Raw genomic sequence first — 21,903 nt, 5'->3', positions numbered from 1 at the left:
TCAGGCTTCGGTGGTTTCTGCAGCCGTATCAGCCGCTTCCGGCAGGCGGGCGGACTTGCCGGCTTCCTTGAAGGGATCCAGGCCGACACGGCGCACCGTATCGATAAAGCGTTCGCCGTTGCTCCGCAGATCGCGGTAGGTGGACAACACCGCTTCGATCACGCCCGGCACTTCGGCGGCGCTGAACGAGGGGCCGATCACCTTGCCGGCCTGGGGGGCGCCCGACAGCTGGGCGCCGTCGGAGCCGCCCACGGTGATCTGATACCACTCCTTGCCGTCCTTGTCCACGCCCAGAATGCCGATATGGCCGCTGTGGTGGTGGCCGCAGCTGTTGATGCAGCCGCTGATATGCAGGTCGATGTCGCCGATGTCGTCGAGCTCGTCCAAGTCCTGGTAGCGCTCGGTGATGGCGGCGGCAATCGGCAGGCTGCGGGCATTGGCCAGTGCGCAGAGGTCACCGCCGGGGCAGGCGATCATGTCGGTCAGCAGGTCCACATTGGTGCTGGCCAGGCCCAGGGCCTTGGCCTGCAGCCACAGGTCATGCAGCTGGCTCACGTGCACCCAGGGCAGCACCACGTTCTGGTCGTGGGTCACACGGGCTTCGCCGGCGGAGAACTGGTCCACCAGCTGGGCCAGCGCGTCGAGCTGCTCGCCCGAGGCATCACCGGGCGCCTGGCCAACGCGCTTGAACGACAGCACCACGGCACGCAGCTGCGGGTTCTGGTGGGCGCGCACATTGCGGCTCACCCAGCGGCCAAAGGCCGGCTCACGTGCGCCTTGCTCGGTCAGCAGGTGCTTGGCTTCGGTGGCGTTCACCTGCGGGTAGGCCGACAGGTCCGGCGCCACAAAGCAGGCGGCGACGCGGTCGAATTCTGCCTGGGGGATGGTGTGCGGGCCACCGTCGACTTCGACGATCTGGCGGAATTCCTCTTCCACCGAATCAATGTAGGTCTGGCCTTCGGCCTTGACCAGGATCTTGATGCGGGCCTTGTACTTGTTGTCCCGGCGGCCGCGCTCGTTGTAGACGCGCACGATCGCCTCGATGTAGTTGAGCACCTGGTTCCAGGGCAGAAACTCGCGGATGGGTGTGCCGATCACCGGCGTGCGGCCCATGCCGCCGCCGACAAACACCTTGAAGCCGATTTCACCAGCCTCGTTCTTGACCAGATGCAGCCCCACATCGTGCCAGCCGGTGGCGGCACGGTCTTCTTCAGAGCCGCTGATCGCAATCTTGAACTTGCGCGGCAGGAACGCGAACTCGGGGTGCAGGGTGGTCCACTGGCGCAGCACCTCGGCATAGGGGCGGGGGTCCACCAGCTCGTCCACCGCCACGCCCGCCAGCGCATCGGTGGTCGTGTTGCGGATGCAGTTGCCGCTGGTCTGGATGCCGTGCAGGTTGACGCTGGCCAGCAGGTCCATCACATCGGCGGACTTGGACAGCGGAATCCAGTTGAACTGCACATTGGTGCGGGTGGTGAAATGGGCGTAGTGGGTGGGCAGGTAGGTGGTGCCCATGGCGCCCTGGGTCTTGAGCGCGTCCTGGTACAGCTGGGCGTCCGGTTCATCGTATTCGCGGGCAATGCGGGCCAGCACGCGGATCTGGGCAGAGTTGATTTCGCCATAAGGCACTGCCACCCGCAGCATCGGTGCGTAGCGCTGCACATACCAGCCGTTTTGCAGACGCAGCGGGCGGAATTCTTCTTCACTCAGCCGGCCCGTTTCCCAGCGTTGGAGCTGGTCACGGAACTGGTCTGCTCGGGCCTGGACAAACTGGCGGTCAAAAGGGGTGTATTGGTACATCGTGGTGCGGAAGTTGCAGCTACCGAGCCCTGGTGTGCCCGCTGCCCCAATGGCGGCGGAGCTGGGCTGTTGCGATGTACTGTAGAAAAGTTTTATATAAACTCAAACTACATTTTTCTCAGTCCTGTATGACATCGAGTTATATGAAAATGGCAAATGCTAGTGAGTAAATGGCATATGGGCGCGGTAGCAGGCCCGGTAGACGGGGCGAGGCGAAGGCCCTGGCCGCGGCAACCACGGCCTTCCATACACCCGCCTATTTGCAGTAACGGTCGCTGGCCAGCGCCAGGGCCAGCGGGTTGGCTACCGGCAGCGGCTCCGCATGCAGGCGGGCCGCCAGCAGTTCGGCGCAGAGCAGCGCCCAGGTGAGGCCGCGCGATCCCATCGCCGTCGCAACCCAGGGGCTGGCGAGGCCTTTGGGCAGCGCTTGCAGCGCCTGCGCTGGCAAGAGCGGGCCTACCAGCGGCAGCCGGTCGGCCGATGCGCAGCGCAGCTGGGCCCAGTGCCGGGCCTGGGCAAAGGCCTGGGCATCGGGCCGGTGGCCTGCCGGCAGCAAGGTTTGCAGCTTGGCCCAGTTGCCTGCATGCGCAGCGGCGGCGTCGTCGGCCGAAGGCGGCAGTGTGGATTGACCACGCTCAAAACTTGATCCCATGACCCAGGCCGCTTCTCCGGTCTGCCCATGGCGGAAATACGGCACCCAGCTGCCATGGCCGTTGACGGGCGGGTGGACAGTCGGCGCCTGGGCGGCCGGGTAGCTGCCCCAGCTGACCTGGCCGCGAATGGTTTGCAGCGCTGGGGCCGCAGCCAGGCTTTGTCCGTTGATGCGGATGCTGGCCGATTGCGGCCCGGCGCAGAGCACGACCAGATCGGCCTGCGCCCATGGCTCGCCTTGGCCGTCGCGCAGCGACCACTGCGGCGGGCCTTCTGCGGTCTCAAGCGCGTCGAGCGCCTGCACCGGGGCGTTGCCCACAAAGCGGATCGCTGGATGGTCCAGCAGGGCCTGCACCAGCGCGGCCGGGCGCAGCCAGCCGCCGCGCGGGTGCCAGAGCGCGGGGGTGCCGGCGGGCAAGCCCAGCGCCTCCAGGCAGGCGGCGCTGGCCTCGTCACTCCAGTCAGCGGCAGGCGCGGCCAGCGTGTCTCTCCAGGCGGGTGGCCGTTCATGGGCGCTACGGCGTGCCGGCACTGCCGGGCCGTCGCCATGCGCTGCCGTCTCATCGGGTGGCGTGCCCAGTTGCCGGCGCTCCAGCACCCCGGTCATCTCCCAATCCACCCCGGCCTGCAGCAGCTGCTGCAAGCATTGCAGGCTGCAACGCTGGCCGGCGCGGGTGATGCGCGAGAGCAGGCTGTCGTCGCTGCTGGTATGGGGCGCAAAAATGCCGGCGGGCAGCGCAGACGCGCCGGCGGCCGGATGGCTGGCGGCATCGAGCACGGTCACCTGCCAGCCGCGCAGGGCCAGCTGGCGCGCGCAAGCCGCACCGGCGATGCCCGCGCCGACGATGGCAGCGTGCCCGCCACCGCCGGCGAGCCGCGCTGGCAGGGCCTGCGCGCCCATGGGCCACAGCGGCGCCTTGCGGGGCTCCCAGTGCGGCGCAAAGCTGGCCTGCAGGTTGTCGCGCTTGGGCGGCACGCCGGGCACCTTTCGCACCTCAAAGCCGCACTGGGCCAGGTCGCGCCGCAGCTGGGCGGCGATGGTCCAGGTGGCGAGCCGGGTGCCGCGCCGGGCGCAGCGTGCCACGGCCTTCAGGGTGTGCAGGCTCCACATGTCGGGGTTGCGGGCGGGGCTGAAGCCGTCCAGGTAAATGCTGTCGGCGACCAGTTCGTGCTGGCGCAGCATGGTCTGGCTGTCGCCCACCAGCAGGCTGAGCAGCACCCGGCCACCGGCCAGGCGCAGCCGATGCACGCCCGGCAGCAGGCCCCACCATTGGGCTGCCAGTTCCTCGGCCAGCGGCAGCAGATGGGGAAACTTGCGCGCCTGCGCCAGCAGGTCCATGGCCGTAATGGGAAAGGCCTCGGTCGAGACAAAGTGCAGCAGTGCGGGCCGGGCCGGGTCTTGCTGCCAGGCATGCCAGGTGACCAGGAAATTCAGCCCAAAGCCAAAGCCGGTCTCCAGAATGCGCCACTGCGGCTGGCCTGCCCAGGCCTGGGGCAGGCCGCAACCGGCCAGGAACACCTGCTCGGCCTGGGCCAGTGCATGGGCAGCTTCGCTGTGGTAGCGGTCGCCAAAGCGGGGGCTATACGGTGTGCCGTCGGCCATCCATTGCACGGTCTCGGTCATGGCTTGCAAAGATCATTTTTCAAAGAATGCGCATTGTAGGGAGTGGGAGGCTGCTGCAGCGCCGGTATCGCCGCTCATGGCGGTTTTGTGACAATTTGTTGTCGAAGCCGTACTATCATCGGCCCATGCCTGATCGACCGTCTTCCTGCTCTTATGTCTTCTGTGGTTTGTGGATGGCGCTGGCCTGGAGCGCGCCCGGCCACGCCCAAGCGCCTGCCAAAGCCGAGCCTGCCGTGTATGCCGCAGCGCAGGCAGAGCAAAACCCCATGCTCGCCACGTTGAAAAACCTGGTGCATATCGAATCGGGCAGCCGCGATTATGGCGGCGTCAGCTATATCGCCCAGGTGGCTGCCGAGCGCCTGAAAGCACTGGGCGGCGAGGTGCAGACCATTCCCGCGACGGATGTGGTGCGGCTGGAAGATACGCCCGAGCAGGTCGGCCCCATGGTGCAGGCCGTCTTCAAGGGCCGGGGCCAGTCCCGCATCCTGATGATGGCGCACATGGACACCGTCTACCAGCGCGGTGATGTTGATAAGCAGCCTTTCCGCATCGAGGGTGACCGCGTCTACGGCCTTGGCGTGGAAGACGAAAAGCAGGGGGTGGCGCTGGTGCTGCACAGCATTGCGATGCTGCAAAAGCTAGGCTATGACCGCTTTGGCGAGATCACCGTGCTGTTCAACAGCGATGAAGAGATCAGCTCGCCGGGCTCACGCCGGCTGATCAGCGCGCTGGCGCGCGACCAGGATGCCATCTTCTCGTTCGAGAGCGGGGGCCTGCAAGGCACCTTGCACCTGGCCACCAGTGGTATTGGTGCGATGTTCCTGGATGTGGAGGGTAAATCCTCGCATGCCGGGGCCAAGCCGGAGGCAGGGGTGAATGCGCTGTATGAACTGTCGCACCAGCTGCTGCAGATGCGCGACCTGTCGCAGCCAGAAAATGGTCTGAAGCTGAACTGGACCATCGCGCAGGCGGGCACCACCCGCAATGTGATACCGCCCCATGCGTGGGCGCAGGCCGATGCGCGGGCGCTGCGGGCCCAGGATTTTCAGGCGCTGCAGGATGCGGTGCAGGAAAAAATCAAGAACCGCCTGCTGCCTGACAGCAAGGTGACGGCCCGCTTTGAGCTGCGCCGCCCGCCGATGCAGGCCAGCGATGCGGCACGCCGCATTGCCGCGCAGGCCAAAGCCATCTACCAGGATGAGCTGGGCATACCGCTGCATGTGAACGATGTGGCGCTGGGTGGCGGCACCGATGCCGCTTTTGCCGCCCTCAACACCCGGGGTGGGGTGGTCGAGGGCATGGGCGTGTGCGGCTACGGCGCGCATGACATGTATGGCGAATACATTCTGCTGGACTGCATTGCGCCGCGCCTGTACTTGGTGGCGCGCATGGTGATGGCGCTGTCGGAGCCGGCGACCGCGCGCTGAGCACCGGCCGCCGGAGCAGGGCTGAGACTCAGCCCTTTTTCTGCAGCATCTTGATGACGCTGGAGAAGTCCTCGCCACCATGGCCGGCAATGCTGTGCGCCGCATACAGCTGGCGCGCCATGCCGCCCAGCGGGGTGCTGGCCTTCACCGTCATTGCGCTTTCCTGCGCCAGGCCCAGGTCCTTGAGCATCAGGTCGGTGCCAAAGCCGCCGGTGTAGCCGCGCGTGGCAGCGCTGGCGTCCTGCACGCCGGGGAAGGGGTTGTAGACCTCCAGCGCCCAGTTGCCGCCCGAGCTGCGCCGCATGATTTCGCTGAGCACCTTGGGATCCAGGCCATTGGCAACGCCCAGCGCAATCGCCTCGCTGGTGCCGATCATCAAAATGCCCAGCAGCATGTTGTTGCAGATCTTGGCCGTCTGGCCTGCGCCCACATCGCCGGCGTGGAAGATGTTCTTGCCCATTTTCTCGAGCAGTGGGCGGGCACGCTCCAAGTCTGCTGCGCTGCCGCCGACAATGAAGGTCAGGGTGCCGGCAATCGCGCCACCGGTGCCGCCGGAGACAGGCGCATCGATAAAGCCAATCCCCAGCGCTTGCGCGGCCTTGGCCACTTTCTGGCTGGTCGCTGCCGCAATCGTGGAGCTGTCGATGATCAGCGCGCCTTTGGTAATGCCTTGCAGCAGGCCCGCCTGGCTGCCGTTGCCCAGAAACAGGCCTTCGACATGCTGGCTGGCGGGCAGCATGCTGACGACCACCTCCGCGCCTTCGACGGCCTCCCGGGCGCTGGTCGTGGCGCTGCCGCCTTCGGCCACCACCTTGGCTACCGCCTCGCGGCTCAGGTCAAAAGCGTGCACCTGGTGGCCCGCCTTGGCCAGGTTGATGGCCATGGGCGCGCCCATATTGCCCAGGCCGATGAATGCGATAGTTGCCATGTTTGTCTCCTTGAAGGTGTTATTGCAAAGCTTGTCGGTTGGTAGGGGTTGCGAATGACAGTCAGTACTCAAAGATCGCTGTCAAACACGCTGTGGCGTTTGCGGGCGGCGGGGGCCGGGCCCGCATCGCCAGCCGGCTTGGCGGTTTTTGGTTTTTTAAGCGGCTTGGCGGATGGATCGGAAGCGGCTGCCTTGGGCTTTTTCTTTGGGGTCGCCTTGGCGCGCGGGTTGAAGGCCAGCGCCGCATCGATCCAGTGCTGCCAGGCCTCGCGCGTGGCGTAGGCCGCAGGGCCGACCAGAAAATAGCCGTCCATCAAACCTTTGGACGACAGCGGGCGCAGGCCAGGCATTTCTGCCACCTGGGCATGGGTGTCGGGCGCCAGGCGCACCAGCAGCTCATCGTTTTCCACGCCCAGGCACATCTTGCCGTCGACCATGAACACATGGCAGCCGAACATGGTTTTCTCTTCCACCGAGACGCCCACGGCTTGCTCGGCCAGTGCCAGGCGCACGGCATCGATGAGGCGCAAAGTTTCGGGGTCCAGAGGGCGGCGTGGCATGGTGGGATAGTGCTTGGGCAGAAGGGGCAGGGCAGGGGCCTGCTCAGCGGATGGCCTCGGGCGCATCTCCATCGAGCATGCGCCGGGCGATGATGACCCGCATGATTTCGTTGGTGCCTTCCAGAATCTGGTGCACCCGGGCGTCGCGCATCAGGCGCTCCAGCGGGTACTCCCGAATATAGCCGTAGCCGCCATGCAGCTGCAGTGCATCGTTGCAGACGTTGAAACCGGCGTCCGTCGCAAAGCGTTTGGCCATGGCGCAGTAGGTCGAGGCGTCGCGCGCGCCGGCGTCGAGCTTGCTGGCGGCCAGGCGCACCATCTGCCGCGCGGCGACCAGTTCGGTGGCCATGTCGGCCAGCTTGAATTGCAGCGCCTGAAAGCTGGCAATCGGCTTGCCGAACTGCTTGCGCTCCTGCATATAGCTTTGCGCCTGGGTCAGCGCGCCCTGGGCCGCGCCCACCGAGCAGGTGGCGATATTGATGCGGCCGCCGTCGAGCCCCTTCATCGCGATCTTGAAGCCTTCGCCCTCGCGGCCCAGCAGGTGGTTGGCGGGGATGCGCACATTGTCAAAGCTGATCACGCGCGTGGGCTGGCTGTTCCAGCCCATCTTTTCTTCCTTCTTGCCGTAGCTGATGCCTTCCAGGTGCGCAGGCACCGCAAAGGCGCTGATGCCCGAGGCGCCCGATTGGGCATCACCGGTGCGGGCCATCAGCACCAGCATGTCGGTGGCGCCGGCCCCGCTGATGAAGGCCTTGCTGCCGTTGATGATGTAGTCATGGCCGACCAGCTCGGCCCGGGTCTTGAGCGAGGCGGCGTCGGACCCGGCACCGGGCTCGGTCAGGCAATAGCTGGCCAGCTTCTGGCCGCTGGCGAGCAGCGGGCCCCATTCGTCGCGCACGGCATCGCTGGCCCAGGTGCCCAGCATCCAGGTCGCCATGTTGTGGATGGTGATGAAGGCGGTGGTGGAGGGGTCGACCGCGGCCAGCTCCTCAAACACCAGGGTGGCATCGAGCCGGGGCAGCGCCAGGCCGCCGGCGTTTTCAGGCGCATACAGGCCGCAAAAGCCCAGCTCGCCGGCCTTGGCAATCGCCTCACGGGGGAAGACGGCCTCTGCATCCCAGTGCGCGGCATGGGGGGCCAGCTCGGTCTGGGCAAAGGCGCGCGCGGTGTCGGCAAAGGCGCGTTGGTCTTCTGATAGCTCGAAATCCATGGGCTTGTCTCCTGTCTCTTATCGCGCTGCGCCGGGCATGCGAGGCCCGGGCAGCACCGTTTTGTGGTGAACGCGGCTGGCTATGGTTTTTGTAGCAGCTCGGGCGGCGGGCCCTCGTGCAGCCAGACCATCAACTCCTTCCTGCGCTTGCCGATTTCGGCCACCAGGCATTCGTGGTAGCGGCGCGGCCAGTCGGGCTGGGCCTCGTGCGCGGCCTGCTGCTTTTTGCAGGTGGCCGCGCGCTGGCGTATCCACTCGTTCTGGTCGCGGCGCAGTGCAGGGCGCTCGTGCGCCGAGAGAATGCGCATGACGTCGGCATACAGGATATTGTTGTCGGTATCGGCTTGCTGAAAGGCCTGCACCGCGCAGGCATTGGTTTGCTCGGTATTGCCGCCGCTCACACAGGCCGCGCCTGCCTGGGCAAGCACGGTCTGCGGCGCGAGGGCAGCCGAGGCTGCAAAAAACAGAGCCAGCAGTGCTGGGCGGAATGCAAAGGAATGGGGCATAGCCCAGATCATCGCCGCAAAACCGCAGCGGTCCGGCAAAGGGCCGCTGCGGTGTTGGCCAACGCCGCTTACTTCAGGCTGATCGTGGTGTTCACGCCATGGGCAATGGTGCTGTCGTCAAACCAGCGGGCCGTCACCGTCTTGGTCTGCGTGTAGAACATGACGACCTGCTTGCCGTAGGGGCCCAGGTCGCCGAGCTTGGAGGCGCGGCTGCCGGTGAACGAGAACAGTGGCACCGGCACAGGAATGGGCACATTGATGCCGATCTGGCCGACATCGATCTCTTCCTGGAACTTGCGCGCTGCGGCGCCGCTTTGCGTGAAGATCGCCGTGCCGTTGCCATTGGGGTTGGCGTTGATGAAGGCAATCGCCTCATCGATATCGGCAGCCTCGGCAATGCAGAGCACCGGGCCGAAGATTTCCTGGTCATAAATGGCCATGCCGGGCTTGACGCCGGAGAAGACCGTCGGGCCGACGAAATTGCCCTTTTCATAACCCGCGACGGCGGGCTTTCGGCCATCGAGCTCCAGCTTGGCACCGTCGGCAATGCCGCGCTCGATCAGGCCCTCGACCCGCGACAGCGCCTGGCAGGAGACGACCGGGCCCACATCGGTGCCCGCTTCGGTGCCGGCAGAGACCTTCAGGGTCTTGGCCTTTTCGACCAATTCGGGGATCCACTTCTGCGCTTCTCCGACCAGCACCACCACCGACAGCGCCATGCAGCGCTGGCCAGCGGCACCAAACGCCGCACCCGCGAGCGCGTTGAGCGACTGCTCCTTGTTGCAGTCGGGCAGCACGATGGCGTGGTTTTTCGCGCCCATCATGCATTGCACGCGCTTGCCGTTGAGCGATGCGCGGTTGTACACATGGGTGCCGACCTTGGTCGAGCCCACAAAGCTGATCGCCTTGATATCGGGGTGGTCGCAGATGGCATTGACCGCGTCTTCGCCGCCGTGGATCACATTGAGCACGCCCGGGGGCACGCCGGCTTCCAGTGCCAGCTCGCACAGGCGCATGGTCACCATCGGGTCTTGCTCGGAGGGCTTGAGCACAAAGGTGTTGCCGGTCGCAATCGCCATCGGGAACATCCACAGCGGGATCATCGCCGGGAAGTTGAAGGGAGTGATGCCGGCGCAAACGCCCAGCGGCTGGTTCAGGGTGTAGGTGTCGACACCATTGGCCACATTGTTGGCCAGCTCACCCAACTGCAGGGAGCCGATGTTGGCCGCATGCTCGACCACTTCCAGTCCGCGAAACACATCGCCTTCGGCGTCGGGCAGGGTCTTGCCTTGCTCGGCCGTCAGGATGGCGGCCAGCTCCTTCATGTTCTCGCGGATCAGCTGCTGGAGCTTGAGGAAGATGCGGGCGCGCACGCCAATCGGCGTCTTCTTCCAGGTCTTGAACGCTTCCTTGGCATTGGCCACGGCGGCGTTGATCTCTTCGGGCGTTGCAAAAGGCACGCGGGCCAGCACCTGCTGGGTCGCAGGGTTGACGACGTCACGCCACTGCGTGGTCTTGGACTCGACCAGCTGGCCGTTGATCAACAGCTTGACGGTCGGCGCCAAGGTGCTGGTGGATTGCGGTGCGTTCATGTTTTGTCTCCTGGGTATCTGGGTCACGAGCGGCGGCAGGTTGCCAGCGGGCAAGCTACCGTTGGTGCCCATGGTAGATGTGCGCATTCGCCCAAACAAGAGGTTGCCTGCACATGGCTGTGCGAAGCTGCACATTCCCCTTGCTGCAGACGGCTTGGGGCATACTGTTCTGGTGGCTTTTCAAAGGAGGCTTGCATGGGTTGGTTAGAAAGAATCGGTCAGCTGTTGGGCGCCAAACCGCCGGCCCAAGACGGAAGCACCGCACCGGCGCTTGCGCCTGAACGCCCCTCGGAGCCTACGCTGGACGACTGGCATGCCTTGTGCCTGGCTTGGGGTCAGGCGCTGGCATTGGACGATACCGCTGAACTGTGGAGCGAGGTGCGCCAGGCCATCGAGCAGCCGGCGCTCTACCTTGATCGCTTTGCGGATGCGTTGGTCAACCGGGGGATGGACGAGCCCGAGCATGTGACGCCTTGGCTGGCGCTGTTAGAAGGGCTGCAGCGCCGTGGGCAGAACGTAGAGCTCGATTGGAAGCTGGGCATGGACGACGCCATCTGGGCGCTGCAGCAGCTGAAAACCGTGCAGCAAGCGGGTGTGGACCTGCAGGTGCTGGCGGGCAGCAAGGCGCTGAACCATGAGGCCTTGCAGGAAGCGGGTGACTGCCTGCGCCGCCAGGGACTGAGCTTGGTCAGCATCGACATCGATAGCGATAGTTATCCGCTGTCTGTGTTGGAAAGCAGCGCTGTCGCGCCTTTGCAGGCCCTGGCCCAACGGGTGGGCGGCAAACTGCTGACTTTGCACAATTAGTTGCGCAACAAAATAACCTTTTGGCCCTGCGCGGTGTAACGCTGTTTTATCCTTGCGCACCTTCGCGGTGCGTGCCAGCTTCAGCTGGGCTGAGCGCACTATCTTTTTCGCTAACGCCCGGCGCTCTACTCCATGAACAAACAGGCCCCAGCGGAGCAATCGAGGGCCGAGCATGGCACCGACGATCTCCAACGCAATCTCAGCAACCGCCATATCCAGTTGATCGCTATTGGCGGCGCCATCGGCACGGGCCTCTTCATGGGCTCGGGCAAGACCATCAGCCTGGCGGGGCCCTCCATCGTGCTGGTCTACGCCATCATCGGCATCATGCTGTTCTTTGTGATGCGGGCCATGGGGGAGCTGCTGCTGTCCAACCTGCAGTACAAGTCCTTCATCGATTTCTCCGACGACCTGCTGGGCCCCTGGGCTGGCTTTTTCACCGGGTGGACCTACTGGTTCTGCTGGATCATCACCGGCATTGCCGATGTGATTGCGATCTCCGCCTATGCCCAGTTCTGGTGGCCTGATTTGCCCCAGTGGGCACCCGCGATCGCCTGCGTGGCCTTGCTGCTGTCGCTGAACCTGCTGACCGTCAAGCTCTTTGGCGAGATCGAGTTCTGGTTTGCGATGATCAAGATCGTCGCGATCGTCGCGCTGGTGGGCACGGGCCTGTACATGGTCAGCACCGGTTTCAGCTCGCCAGCCGGGCGCCAGGCGAGTATCGCCAACCTCTGGAACGATGGCGGGCTCTTCCCCCATGGGGCGATGGGCTTTTTTGCCGGCTTCCAGATCGCGGTGTTCGCCTTTGTCGGTATCGAGCTGGTGGGCACCACAGCCGCCGAGGCCAAGGACCCGCACCGCACCCTGCCGCGCGCGATCAACTCGATTCCGGTGCGCATCATCATCTTCTACGTCTGCGCGCTGATCGCCATCATGGCCGTCACCCCCTGGCGTGATGTGGTTCCGAGCAAGAGCCCGTTTGTGGAACTGTTTGTGCTGGCCGGCCTGCCTGCCGCAGCGAGCGTGATCAATTTTGTCGTGCTGACCTCGGCCGCCTCATCGGCCAACAGCGGCGTGTTCTCCACCAGCCGCATGCTGTTTGGACTGGCGCTCAAAGGAGATGCACCGCGCTCGTTTGGCAAGCTCTCGGCCAGCAGCGTGCCTTCGCGCGGCCTGCTGTTCTCCTGCGTCTGCCTGCTGGGCGGTGCGTTTTTGATGTGGGTGGTGCCCAACCTGGTGGAAGCCTTCACCTTGGTGACCACCGTCTCGGCCATCCTCTTCATGTTTGTCTGGTCGCTGATCCTGCTGTCCTATATCAGCTACCGCAAGCAGCGCCCGGCGCTGCATGAGGCCTCCCGCTACCGCATGCCCGGCGGCGTGTTCATGTGCTGGGTCTGCCTGGCCTTCTTTGCCGCCGTGCTGGTGCTGCTCAGCCTGGAGCTGGACACGCGCCAGGCGCTGATCGCCACGCCGGCCTGGTTTGTGCTGCTGGGCCTGGCCTACGCCTGGCAACGCAAGCGCGCCCCACTCGCCTGATCGGAGCCAGGCACGCTGCCTCACTGCTGCCCCTGTTGCAAATTTGCACAATAATGCTGTGCAACATCGACAAGGGGCTGGCATGGATTGGGATCATTTGCGCTTTTTCTGGGCCTTGGTGCAGGCGGGCACCTTGGTGGGTGCTGCCAAGGCGCTGGGCGTGGAGCACACGACGGTGTCGCGCCGCATCCAGGCGTTGGAAAAGCAGCTCGGCGCCACCTTGTTCACCCGCGAGGGCAGTGGCTACAAGCTGACCGATGCCGGCCGCCAGTTGCAGCCACGGGCCGAGGCCATGGACCAGATTGCGCGCGGCATTGCGCCGATTGCCGCCAGCCAAGGCGCCGAGACGCCCAGCGGCGTGGTGCGCATCGGCGTGACCGAGGGCTTTGGCACCCAGGTGCTGGCCAAGCACCTGGCCGTGTTGGCCCAGCGCTACCCGTTGCTGACGATTGACCTGCTGGCCGTGCCGCGCATGCTCCAGCTCTCGCGCCGCGAAGCCGACATCGTCATCTCGCTGGAGCGCCCGGTGCGCGATACCGTCGTGACCAGCCGGCTGACCGAGTACCGCCTGTATCTGTATGGCCAGCGCGAATACCTGGCGCGCCATCCGCTGATCACCTCGACCGAAGGCCTGGCCAGCCACCGCTTTGTGCACTATGTCGATGACCAGCTGTTCACCAAGGAGCTGCAGTTTCTTGACAGCCTGAGCGCACCGCAGCGCTTCAGCTTCCGCAGCACCAGCATCCTGGCGCAGTACACCGCCGTGCGCACCGGTGCAGGCTTGGGGGTGCTGCCCGGCTTTCTGGCCGACAAGGATCCGCTGCTGCAGCGCGTGCTGCCCGAGCAGGCCCAGTTCACCCGCACTTTCTGGATGTCGATGCCGCCGGAGCTGCGCTCTGTGCCAGGCATCCAGGTGGTCTGGCGCTTTTTGCAGGCCACGGTGCAGGAGCAGCAGGACCTGCTGCTGTGCTGACCTCCGGCACCTAAAAAAAAACCGGCTGCCAAGGCAGCCGGTTCGTTGTGCAGCGACGAGCGGTTTACATGTTGTTCGGCAGCACGGTGACGATTTGCGGAAAGAACCACAGAATCACCAGGGCCAGCACCATCAGCACAAAGTACGGCGCGCAGACGCGGGCCAGGTAGGTGATCTGCTTGCCCGTCATGCCTTGCAGCACAAACAGGTTGAAGCCCACTGGCGGTGTGATCTGGGCAGTCTCCACGGTGATCACCAGGAAGATGCCGAACCACAGCGGATCGATACCGGCAGCCTGGATGATCGGCAGCACTACGCCCATGGTCAGCACGATCGTGGAGATACCGTCCAGGAAGCAGCCGATCAGGATGTAGAAGATGCCGAGCACGATGATCAGCATCGCCGGCGACAGGTTCAGACTGCCGACATACTCGGCCAGCTGGCGTGGCAGGCCGATATAACCCATCGACAAGGTCATGAACGCAGCGCCGGCGAGGATCAGCGCGATCATGCAGTACAGGCGCGTGGCGCCAAACAGCGAGTCCCTGAAGTTCTTCCAGGTCAGCGCGCCTTGGGCGGCAGACAGCACCAGCGAGCCCACCACACCGATGGCAGCTGCTTCGGTCGCCGTTGCAATGCCGGTGTAAATACTGGCAATCACCGAGGCAATCAGCAGCACCACCGGGATCAGGTGGCGCGACTCGTGGAGCTTTTGCTTGAAGCTCATCGTGCTGTCAGCCTTGGGAATCTTGTTCGGGTTGAGCAGCGCCCAGAACACGATCCAGCCGCTGAACATCAGCGCCAGCATGATGCCGGGCAGCACGCCGGCCATGAAGAGCTTGGAGATCGACATCTCCGCGGCCACGCCGTAGACGATCAGGATGATCGATGGCGGAATCAGCAGGCCCAGGGTGGCAGGGCCGCCCAGCGAGCCGATGACCATGTTCTCGGGGTAGCCGCGCTTCATCAGCTCGGGCACATTCATCTTGCCGACGGTGGCGCAGGTGGCGGCCGACGAGCCAGACACCGCCGCAAAAATCGTGCAGCCAATCACATTGGTGTGCAGCAAGCGGCCGGGCAGCAGGTTGACCCAGGGTGCGAGGCCGCGGAACATGCTCTCCGATAGGTTAGTGCGGTAGAGAATCTCACCCATCCAGACGAACAGCGGCAGCGCCGTCAAGGTCCAGCTGCTGGCCGATCCCCAGATCGTCATCGCCATCGCGTCCCCAGCCGCACGGGCGGTGAAGAACTCCATGCCGAACCAGGCGACACCGGCCAGGGTCAGACCCACCCAGACGCCGCCGCCCAGCAGGATCAGCAGCACCACGATCAGCGCAATGCTGGCGGTAATTTCATTCATGGTGGGCGTCCTCTTTAACCACAGGTTTGCGTTTGCCCATCAGCTCCAGCACCAGCTCGTCGCAAAAGGCGATAAAGAACACCAGCGTACCCAGTGCCATGAAAATTTGGGGAATCCACAGCGGCGTCGCGTCGATGCCGACCGAAATATCGTCGATCTCCCAGGATTGCCAGACCAGGCGCGAAGCGTAGAACGCCAGGAAGCCCGACAGCACGGTGGCGATGACCAAGGCAATCACTTCCATGGTCTTGAGGGCGGAGCCTTTGAGCGCGCCCAGCAGCAGGGTCACGCGGATATGCTCGCCTTTTTTGAGGGTACTGGCCAGGGCCATGAAGCCCGCTCCCGCCATCGCGTAGCCCGCATAGGAATCGGTGCCCGGGGCACTGAAGCCGAACAGGCGGCTGATGACGGTGAGCAGCACCATCACGAGGATGCCGATCATTGAAAGCCCCGCCAGCCAGGCGGAGGCTTCATACAGTCCATTGAGTAGCTTGCGCATGCTTGTCATTCAAAGCAGTAAAGGTTGCTGACTATGCAGCCCACCCGGCCTAGGCCGGCGGACTGCATAGAGAGGGGCCGTGGCTTACTTGGAGGCCTGGTAGGCGTCCAAAATGGCCTTGCCTTCAGCGCCCGCCTTGTCGGTCCATTCCTTGATGACGGTCTCGCCGACCTTGGCCAGGTCAGCCTTGAGCTGGGCCGCTGGCTGCTCGATGCTCATGCCGCCTTGCTTCAGGGTCGCCAGCGACTTGGCATCCACTTCCTTGGATTCCTTCCAGCCGCGCTCTTCGGCAGCAGCAGCGGCCTTGAGCACCGCTTCCTGCTCGGTCTTGCCCAGCGCGTTGAAGGCCTTCTTGCTCACGGTGACGGCATTCTTCGGTATCCAGGCCTGCACGTTGTAGTAGTACTTCAGGTTTTCAAAAAGCTTGTTGTCGGCGCCGGTGGCGCTGGAGGTGATCAGGCCATCGACCACGCCGGTGGCCAGGGCTTGGGACAGCTCGGCTTCCTGCACGGTCGCCGGTTGCGCGCCGATCAGCTCGCCAATGCGGGCCGTCGTGGGCGAGTAGACGCGCCATTTCATGCCCTTGAGGTCAGCTGCCGAGTTGATGGGCTTCTTGGTGTAGATGCCTTGCGGCGGCCAGGCCACCGAATACAGCAGCACCTGGCCTTGCTTGTCCAGCAATTTCTGCAGCGCCGGCTTTTGGGCCTGGTAGAGCTTGAACGCGTCGTCGTAGTTGTTGACGAGGAAGGGCAGTCCATCGACACCGAAGATCTGCGATTCATTCTGGAAACTCACCAGAAAGAACTCGCCCATTTGCGCATTACCGGTTTGCACGGCACGCTTGATTTCGGGCATTTTGAACAGCGATGCACCAAAATGGGGTGTGATTTTGAGTTTGCCGCTGGTCGCCGCGTCCACGTCCTTGACGAACTGCTCATTGTTTTTGGAGTGAAAGTTAAATGGCGCATACGCCGTGGCGAAATCCCATTTGGTTTGCGCAGCGGCTGCGGTGGCAAAACCGATGCTGGCAACCAGGGTGGCGGTGGCACAAAAAACTCGACGCTTCATGACGGCTCCTTCTAGAGACAAATAGGCGCAGCGGATGCTGCCCGGGATGAATACGATCACCAGCGACAGCAACGTCTGCCGCAACTGCTATGCTGGTGAATTGTTTGCCAAAATTAACAGTTATTGCAAAGTAACGCTATACGGGGTTTCAACAATCGTCGGTTCTTGTAGGTTTCAAAATTTCTTTTGTGGGATGTGGTATTAAAAATTGTTCAACGATTTTTGATTTCGATGGAACACGTCCATTATTTTTGCCGTCATAGTGTCATAGGGTTAATACTAGGTTTGCTGAGAAATCAGACAGCCCCATGGGACGCCAAAGCCTGACCTTAAGGCAGTCTTAAGAGCTCTCTAAAGCCTGGAAATGCAGGCGCAAAAAAGCCACCACGGCGGCTGGAGCGCGGTGGTGGCGGGCGTGAGGCAGCAGTGCAGCAGGGCGGCGGTTCAGCCCTTGTTGGCGCTGTCGTCGGCAGGCTTGTCGGCGGGGTTGGCGCTAGTGGTTGCCACCGCTGCAGTGCCGGTGCTGCCTGGCTTGGGCGCTTGCCAGCCGATGAATTGGGGGTAGATGGTGGCGACACCTTTGCCATTGAAATCCCAGCCTTTGCACTGCCCCAGATGGCGGGGTGGCTGGTCCGATTGGGGGCGCGCAAAGGCCTGGTTCACGCTCTGGAAGGCGACAGTCGCCATGTTGAACAGCAGCTCGCGCATATGGGTGCAGCCCTCGATGTTGCCGAGGTTGGCTTCGATGGCCTTGCGCCAACCGCGCGCCATGCAGCAGCCCACCATGCGTTGCATCGCGGGCAGGGCCAGCGGGCACTCGCCCAGCGGATGCGCATCCATCGCGACCTCGATCGCAACCACTGTAAGTGTTGTATCAATGGTACAGCGAATCCACATATGGTGAATGGGTTCTCCGGCCATGCGTTTGCGCTCGCCGGAGAGCACCAGGTCATAGGCCTTGGTATCCACCAGCTCGCCTTCGACATCCCAGAGCCCATCGGCGCGCTCGAAGCTGCGGTAACGCACATCGCGCAAATGTTTGGGGACTCGGTTGGGGACGGGAGACAAAGGCATGGGAGAGGGTGTCGCGGTGGGATTGTTTTTTATGAATGACCCGGTTTGGTGCAGACGGCGCGGTATCGCTGCGCTGCCATGCCAACAGTGTTGATCACTATGCGGCTGTTGCTGCGGGCTGTCTGTGCAGCAGGTGACAGGGGGGGCTGCCGGCTGCGCAGAGCCCTCTATTGTAAAAACAATCGCGCCGCCGCTGCGGAGCAGGGGCGGCGCTGTGGGGGAGGGCCTGCGAGCCGGTATCAGCCGTGGCGGATGGCGACGGTCTTCAGCGTGGTAAAGCCATACAGCGCTTCAAAGCCCTTTTCGCGGCCGTGGCCGCTGGCCTTGGTGCCACCAAAGGGCAGCTCCACACCGCCGCCGGCGCCGTAGTTGTTGATGAAGACCTGGCCGCTGCGCAGGCGCTTGGCCACGCGGAACTGGCGGCCACCATCACGCGTCCAGACGCCGGCGACCAGGCCGAACTGGGTGGCATTGGCCATCTTGATGGCTTCTTCCTCGGTGTCGAAGGCCATGGCGCTGAGAATGGGGCCAAAGATCTCTTCCTGGGCCAGGCGGTGGTCCACGGGCACATCGCGCAGCAAGGTGGGGGCCTGGTAGTAGCCGCCCTCTGGTGCCTCGTCGATGATCTGGCCCTGCGCGACGACGGAGATGCCGTCGTTGTGCGCATCGCTCAGAAAATCCCAGACGCGCTGCTGCTGGGTCTGGCGGATCAGGGGACCCAGGTCCAGGTCCAGGCTGGCCGGGCCCACGCGCAGCGCTTCAAAGGCGCTGCCCAGGCGTGCCAGCAGGGTTTCGTAGATGCTGCGTTCGACCAGCAGACGCGAGCCGGCCGAGCAGGTCTGGCCGGAGTTCTGGATGATGGCGTTGATGATGGTCGGGATGGCGGCATCCAGATCGGCATCGGCAAACACGATCTGCGGGCTCTTGCCACCGAGCTCCAACGTGCAGGGGCAGTGGCGCTCGGCAGCGGCCTGCTCGATCAAGGTGCCGATGCGGGGGCTGCCGGTAAAGCTGATGTGGTCCACATCGGGATGGCGGGCCAGCGCGTCGCCCACTTCATGGCCAAAACCAGTGACGATGTTGATGGCGCCGGCAGGAAAGCCCACGTCGGCCGCCAGCTGCGCCACGCGGATGAGGCTCAGGCATGCGTCTTCGGAGGGCTTGACGACGCAGACATTGCCTGCCGCCAGCGCGGCGCCCACGCAGCGGCCAAAGATCTGCATCGGGTAGTTCCAGGGCACGATATGGCCGGTCACGCCATGGGGTTCGCGCCAGGTCAGCACGCTGAAATCATGGGGGTAGGGAATCGTCTCGCCATGGAGCTTGTCTGCCGCGCCGGCGTAGAACTCGAAATAGCGCCCCAGCGCCAATGCGTCGGCCTTGGCCTGCTTCGTGGGCTTGCCGCAATCACGCTGCTCGATGGCGGCCAGTTCATCGGCATGCTCCAACACCTTGGCCGACAGGCGCATCATCAGGCGGCTGCGTTCCGCAGGGCTGGTCTTGCGCCATACGTTGTCGTAGCACAGACGTGCGGCCTGCACCGCATGGTCGACATCTTCCGCATTGCCGCGCTGGATTTCATCAAAGGGTTGGCCGTCAGAGGGGTCGAGGACGGGGATGGTCTTGCCCGACAGCGAGGGCACAGAGGCGTTGGCGATGTAATGCAATTGCATGGCGTTGTTCCGTTCTGGGTGCAATAGGCGGCAGAGTCTGCCAGCTGGCAGGCTCGAAACGGCCACCACGATAGCGCAGGAATGGGCCAGCGCCTACCGGGATGAGCCCGCGGTTGTCACGGGTTTGACCAGCCCATTTGAGCAGCCTGTTGGCACTTTTTGGGCGATGGCGGGCCAATGCACCTAAAATCACGGGGTTTTGCCGCTGGCGGGCCAATATTTTGCGTGCTGCCGGCCCTCCATTCAATTGACCTCATAGGAATCGCATGTCCTTCGAAAAACTGACCCCTGGCTCCAAGGCCCCTGATGTCTTCAATGTTGTGATCGAAATTTCGGCCAACTCCGCTCCTGTGAAGTACGAAGTGGACAAGGATTCGGGCTGCGTGTTTGTGGACCGCTTCCTGGGCACCGCGATGCACTACCCCGTGAACTACGGCTATGTGCCCCAGACCCTGTCGGGCGACGGCGACCCGGTGGACGTGCTGGTGATGACGCCTTTCCCGTTGCCTACCGGTGTGGTGGTGCCTTGCCGCGCGATCGGCATCCTGCAGATGGAAGATGAGTCCGGCGTGGACGGCAAGGTGCTGGCCGTGCCCACCCAGAAGCTGCTGCCTTCCTATGACAAGATCAACCACCTGAGCGATATCCACGACCTGGTGCTGCAGCAGATCTCGCACTTCTTCGAACACTACAAGGACCTGGAAAAGGGCAAGTGGGTGAAGGTGCTGGGCTGGAAGGGCGTGGACGAAGCGCACAAGGAAATCCTCGACGGCATCGCCAACTGCAAGAAGTAAGAAGGCGCCGCCTGCTGGGGCCTTGCGGCCCTCGCCAGGCCATGCTGACAAAAGCCGGTTTTTCACCGGCTTTTTGCTTTTGGGCGATGCGCCAGGCGCTAAGCTGGCAGGCATACAAAAAAGCGAAGGAGCGAGCAAGTGGTTGATGTCGTCGATTGCGTGGTGATTGGTGCAGGGGTGGTGGGGCTGGCTGTCGCCCGTGAACTCGCCTTGGCGGGGCGGGAAGTGCTGGTGCTGGAGGCCCAGGATGCCATTGGTACGGGCACGAGCTCGCGCAACAGCGAGGTAATCCATGCCGGCATCTACTACGCCCAGGGATCGCGCAAGGCGCGCTGGTGTGTGGAGGGCAAGGCGCTGCTGTACGCCTACTGCCAGGAGCGAGGTATCGACCACCAGCGCTGCGGCAAGCTGATTGTGGCCACGTCCGAATCACAGCGCGCGAAGCTGCAGGACATTGCCCGCCATGCCGCTGCCAATGGCGTCGATGACCTGGTGCTGCTCAGCCGCGAAGAGGCCCGGGCACTCGAGCCCGCACTGGAATGCGTGGCGGCGCTGCATTCGCCCAGTACCGGCATTGTCGACAGCCACGGCCTGATGCTCAGCCTGCAAGGCGACCTGGAAAATGCCGGTGGCATGGTGGTCTTCAACAGCCCGTTGGCTGCCGCCCGCTGCGAGGAGGGCAGTATCTTGCTGCGCACCGAAGATGGCACCGAGCTGCAGGCCACGACCGTGGTCAATGCTGCCGGCCTGTGGGCGCCCGATCTGGCGCGCAAGTTTGAAGGCGCAGACCTGACGCAGCTGCCGACCGCCCATTACGCCAAGGGCAACTACTTCACGCTGTCGGGCCGCGCGCCCTTCAGGCATCTGATCTATCCGGTGCCCGAGGTCGGTGGCCTGGGCGTGCATCTGACCCTGGACCTGGGTGGTCAGGCCAAGTTTGGTCCGGATGTGCAGTGGGTGCAAAGCCCGGAGGACCTGGTCGTTGATCCCGCCCGTGGCGAGGCCTTTTACGCGGCCGTGCGCCGCTACTGGCCGGCGCTGCAGGAGGGTGCGCTTGCAGCCGGCTACGCCGGCATCCGGCCCAAGATCAGCGGCCCTGGCGAGCCCGATGCCGACTTTGTACTGCAAGGCCCGGGTGTGCATGGCGCCGCTGGTCTCTTCCATTTGCTGGGCATCGAATCTCCGGGGTTGACCAGTTGCCTGGCGATTGCGAAGGCAGTGGCCCGGGAAGTCGCTGCGCCTGGGGCATAGGCATGGATTACGCCCCGCGTGGACTGTGCTGGGAAAACTACGAATAGACGCTTTTGTACCGCGATAGTCGGAATCTTCTGACAGGCAGGGGTGCATATCTGAACCCGGCAGCGCCGCTTTCTCCGTTAATATGTAACGGAGCTAACGCCATGCCGCAGTCCTTGTCTGTGCTGCACGGCGTCTGCGGAACTTTCCTGTAGCCTGACCAAGAAAAGGATGATGAATATGCGTAAATCCAATTTGCTGAGCGATACCGTTGAGAATGCCCAGGCTGATCTGGAAAAACTGGTGAGCGATCTGCGCGGCGTGCTGTCGAGCAAGGACCTGGACGGCGTGCCGGACATCAAGCAACTGCGCCAGCGCCTGGAAGACACCGCTGGCGATGCCCGTGAAGGTGCAGTGCGCGCAGACCAGGAAGCTGCCCGCCAGGCCAAGGAGGCCGCACTGGCCGCAGACCGCTATGCCCACGATGAGCCATGGCGCGTTGCTGGCGCAGCGCTGGCCGTAGGCGCGCTGATCGGCTTTATCTTCTCGCGCCGCTAAGCTGCGCCCGATGGCCAGTTGCCGGCA

Annotated in this window: 19 protein-coding genes; 7 read left to right on the top strand and 12 right to left on the bottom strand. The window is 63.9% G+C overall.

All coding sequences use genetic code 11. From position 1 onward, the window contains the following. Together ACCQ08_RS15415 and mnmC are read right to left on the bottom strand one after the other, a co-directional pair. Positions 1-1,800, bottom strand: a complete 1,800-nt coding sequence (locus tag ACCQ08_RS15415) for a nitrite/sulfite reductase (RefSeq protein WP_312409014.1) — start codon at positions 1,798-1,800, stop codon at positions 1-3. A 256-nt stretch (positions 1,801-2,056) separates the two neighbouring features. Beyond that, the gene (gene mnmC / locus ACCQ08_RS15410) at positions 2,057-4,075 is read right to left on the bottom strand and encodes an FAD-dependent 5-carboxymethylaminomethyl-2-thiouridine(34) oxidoreductase MnmC (RefSeq protein WP_373450290.1); all 2,019 of its coding nucleotides are present in this window, start codon (positions 4,073-4,075) and stop codon (positions 2,057-2,059) included. Between the two features lie 173 nt (positions 4,076-4,248). On the opposite strand from mnmC, the gene ACCQ08_RS15405 reads away from it, so the two are divergent. Further along, a complete protein-coding gene (locus ACCQ08_RS15405) occupies positions 4,249-5,502 on the top strand; it encodes a glutamate carboxypeptidase (RefSeq protein WP_373450313.1) in 1,254 nt (417 codons plus the stop codon). 28 nt (positions 5,503-5,530) lie between these two features. Here ACCQ08_RS15405 and mmsB read toward each other — a convergent pair whose 3' ends face one another. The 5 genes from mmsB to ACCQ08_RS15380 form a co-directional block, all read right to left on the bottom strand. Then, entirely contained in the window at positions 5,531-6,502 is a 972-nt protein-coding gene (gene mmsB, locus ACCQ08_RS15400; protein ID WP_373450289.1) for a 3-hydroxyisobutyrate dehydrogenase, read from the bottom strand. After that, positions 6,499-6,990: a TfoX/Sxy family protein gene (locus ACCQ08_RS15395; RefSeq protein WP_312528368.1), complete on the bottom strand. Its 492-nt coding sequence runs from the start codon at positions 6,988-6,990 to the stop codon at positions 6,499-6,501. Before ACCQ08_RS15395 ends, mmsB begins: the two co-directional genes overlap by 4 nt. A gap of 43 nt (positions 6,991-7,033) precedes the next feature. After that, complete coding sequence (locus ACCQ08_RS15390) at positions 7,034-8,200, bottom strand: acyl-CoA dehydrogenase family protein (protein WP_239811871.1); 1,167 nt, start codon at positions 8,198-8,200, stop codon at positions 7,034-7,036. Positions 8,201-8,280: 80 nt separating this feature from the next. Next, positions 8,281-8,706, bottom strand: a complete 426-nt coding sequence (locus tag ACCQ08_RS15385; protein WP_373450288.1) for a lysozyme inhibitor LprI family protein — start codon at positions 8,704-8,706, stop codon at positions 8,281-8,283. Between the two features lie 68 nt (positions 8,707-8,774). Beyond that, the gene (locus ACCQ08_RS15380; RefSeq protein WP_312409020.1) at positions 8,775-10,298 is read right to left on the bottom strand and encodes a CoA-acylating methylmalonate-semialdehyde dehydrogenase; all 1,524 of its coding nucleotides are present in this window, start codon (positions 10,296-10,298) and stop codon (positions 8,775-8,777) included. A 195-nt stretch (positions 10,299-10,493) separates the two neighbouring features. On the opposite strand from ACCQ08_RS15380, the gene ACCQ08_RS15375 reads away from it, so the two are divergent. The 3 genes from ACCQ08_RS15375 to ACCQ08_RS15365 all read left to right on the top strand — a co-directional run bounded on the left by ACCQ08_RS15375 (position 10,494) and on the right by ACCQ08_RS15365 (position 13,614). Then, a complete protein-coding gene (locus ACCQ08_RS15375) occupies positions 10,494-11,105 on the top strand; it encodes a hypothetical protein (RefSeq protein ID WP_373450287.1) in 612 nt (203 codons plus the stop codon). Between the two features lie 132 nt (positions 11,106-11,237). Continuing rightward, positions 11,238-12,641 (top strand): D-serine/D-alanine/glycine transporter, encoded by a 1,404-nt coding sequence (gene cycA / locus ACCQ08_RS15370; protein WP_373450286.1) that lies wholly within the window; start codon positions 11,238-11,240, stop codon positions 12,639-12,641. 82 nt (positions 12,642-12,723) lie between these two features. Beyond that, positions 12,724-13,614 (top strand): LysR family transcriptional regulator, encoded by an 891-nt coding sequence (locus ACCQ08_RS15365; protein ID WP_239811876.1) that lies wholly within the window; start codon positions 12,724-12,726, stop codon positions 13,612-13,614. Between the two features lie 64 nt (positions 13,615-13,678). Here ACCQ08_RS15365 and ACCQ08_RS15360 read toward each other — a convergent pair whose 3' ends face one another. From ACCQ08_RS15360 to ACCQ08_RS15340, 5 genes are all read right to left on the bottom strand, one after another. After that, positions 13,679-14,974, bottom strand: a complete 1,296-nt coding sequence (locus tag ACCQ08_RS15360) for a TRAP transporter large permease (RefSeq protein ID WP_239811877.1) — start codon at positions 14,972-14,974, stop codon at positions 13,679-13,681. Then, positions 14,967-15,473, bottom strand: coding sequence for a TRAP transporter small permease (locus ACCQ08_RS15355; protein ID WP_239811878.1), 507 nt, complete (start codon positions 15,471-15,473; stop codon positions 14,967-14,969). The genes ACCQ08_RS15360 and ACCQ08_RS15355 overlap by 8 nt, the downstream gene beginning before the upstream one ends. Positions 15,474-15,557: 84 nt before the next feature. Then, a complete protein-coding gene (locus tag ACCQ08_RS15350; protein ID WP_373450285.1) occupies positions 15,558-16,541 on the bottom strand; it encodes a TRAP transporter substrate-binding protein in 984 nt (327 codons plus the stop codon). A gap of 444 nt (positions 16,542-16,985) precedes the next feature. After that, positions 16,986-17,615, bottom strand: coding sequence for a DUF2889 domain-containing protein (locus ACCQ08_RS15345; protein WP_373450284.1), 630 nt, complete (start codon positions 17,613-17,615; stop codon positions 16,986-16,988). A gap of 239 nt (positions 17,616-17,854) precedes the next feature. Beyond that, complete coding sequence (locus ACCQ08_RS15340) at positions 17,855-19,288, bottom strand: aldehyde dehydrogenase family protein (protein ID WP_239811881.1); 1,434 nt, start codon at positions 19,286-19,288, stop codon at positions 17,855-17,857. A 266-nt stretch (positions 19,289-19,554) separates the two neighbouring features. Here ACCQ08_RS15340 and ppa point away from each other — a divergent pair, with 266 nt between their 5' ends. From ppa to ACCQ08_RS15325, 3 genes are all read left to right on the top strand, one after another. Then, the gene (gene ppa / locus ACCQ08_RS15335) at positions 19,555-20,082 is read left to right on the top strand and encodes an inorganic diphosphatase (RefSeq protein ID WP_239811882.1); all 528 of its coding nucleotides are present in this window, start codon (positions 19,555-19,557) and stop codon (positions 20,080-20,082) included. Positions 20,083-20,220: 138 nt separating this feature from the next. Further along, entirely contained in the window at positions 20,221-21,333 is a 1,113-nt protein-coding gene (locus ACCQ08_RS15330) for an NAD(P)/FAD-dependent oxidoreductase (RefSeq protein WP_312457414.1), read from the top strand. A 225-nt stretch (positions 21,334-21,558) separates the two neighbouring features. Next, entirely contained in the window at positions 21,559-21,876 is a 318-nt protein-coding gene (locus tag ACCQ08_RS15325) for a YqjD family protein (RefSeq protein WP_373450283.1), read from the top strand. Positions 21,877-21,903: the final 27 nt, after the last annotated feature.

The sequence above is a fragment of the Comamonas sp. SY3 genome, assembly GCF_041730275.1.
Classification (GTDB): domain Bacteria; phylum Pseudomonadota; class Gammaproteobacteria; order Burkholderiales; family Burkholderiaceae_C; genus Comamonas; species Comamonas sediminis.
The sequence above is the reverse complement of the archived record's forward strand: the minus strand, read 5'-3'. Positions and strand labels throughout refer to the sequence as shown.